Source organism: Dermacoccus sp. UBA1591 (genome assembly GCF_002322065.1).
Taxonomy (GTDB): domain Bacteria; phylum Actinomycetota; class Actinomycetes; order Actinomycetales; family Dermatophilaceae; genus Dermacoccus; species Dermacoccus nishinomiyaensis.
The window spans coordinates 8,011-9,187 of record NZ_DCNR01000114.1; the positions used below are offsets into that span (position 1 = coordinate 8,011).

Annotated in this window: 1 protein-coding gene; it reads left to right on the forward strand. The window is 69.1% G+C overall.

The annotated features are described in order from the left end of the window. Positions 1–77 precede the first annotated feature (77 nt). Positions 78–506, forward strand: coding sequence for a DUF6918 family protein (locus B2284_RS13150; RefSeq protein ID WP_074046397.1), 429 nt, complete (start codon positions 78–80; stop codon positions 504–506). Positions 507–1,177 lie beyond the last annotated feature (671 nt).

The following is a 1,177-nucleotide window of genomic DNA, read 5'->3' on the forward strand; positions in this document are numbered from 1 at the left end:
CGCATGATGCGCGGGCCGTCGACGAGGGCTGACGCTAGGCTGACGGGCGAAACGAACCGCCACAGAAAGGCATCATCATGTCGCTTTCCGAGAAGCTGCTGCAGCCGGCCGTGCGTCCCGCCGTCGCGAAGGATCTCGCTGCCACGATCGACTCCGAGGTCTCCGGCAAGAAGGGCCTGAGCGGCGCCGCGATCAAGACGGCGTACGCGGGCGCGAAGAAGAAGGTCGACGTTCCGTCGGCGCTCAACGACAACCTCGACCAGATCGCCGCGATCTTCGACCCGTACTGGGACGCCTTCGGTGGCCAGGGCGACTTCGGCGCATACCTCAAGGGTCGCGGCGACGAGGTGAGCGCCGACATCCTCAAGATCGCCGATGCGCGCGCCAACTCGACGTCGCGCGACCAGATCGCGAAGGTCTACGGCACGTTCCGCGGCAAGGCCGCCGACATGATCAAGGACGCACTGCCCGCCATCGGCGCGACGCTGCAGAAACACGCCGCCTGACCGGCCCGCTCGACGCTCCCGTATCTGACGGTGCGGGGGCGTTCGCGTCTCGGGCTTCGGGCGTGCCCCGTTCGAGGTCACTGCGGTGTGGGCGGGCCTGGCAGCGACGGCAGGCGGGCTCGAGACCGTCGAGCAGCAACTGTCTGACGGCGGGGATGCCCTCCCACCAACCGCCGGCGTCAACGGTCGGGATGCTTTCGTCAGGCTCATCCTCGGGTGCGCTGACGTCGAGCCACTGACGCTGCCAGTCGGTGAGGTCGGCGTCGTCATCGGTGTCATCACGACTGACGTTGTCAGCATCATCTCCGCCATCGGTGGCTCCGCCGGCAGGCGACTCGTTGCTCACTGCCGTTATCGCCCAGGGAAACCCGCCGTCAGCAGGCGCCACCGTCGCCACGTGCGCGTCATCGACATCGGCGGCCTCACCGCTCAAGCGCGCGAGCACGTCCGGACGCGCCTCGACCCGACGCACGGGCAGACCGTGGCGCGACACGGGAGCGCCGTCCGTCATCGCTCAGAATCCGCCGCGCAAACCCGCACCGCTGACGATGCAACGGGCGGCGAGAGCGTCGAGGGCCTCGTCGATGGTCGGGGCGACGACGGCGTCGTCGATGACGCTCTGTCGGATGAACCCGGCGCCCGCCAGACCCCGCACCGCGTCGAGCAGCGGG

Bases quoted from the DNA above. Each gene is read 5' to 3' on its own strand.
- B2284_RS13150 (WP_074046397.1), top strand. From the start codon at position 78: ATGTCGCTTTCCGAGAAGCTGCTGCAGCCGGCCGTGCGTCCCGCCGTC.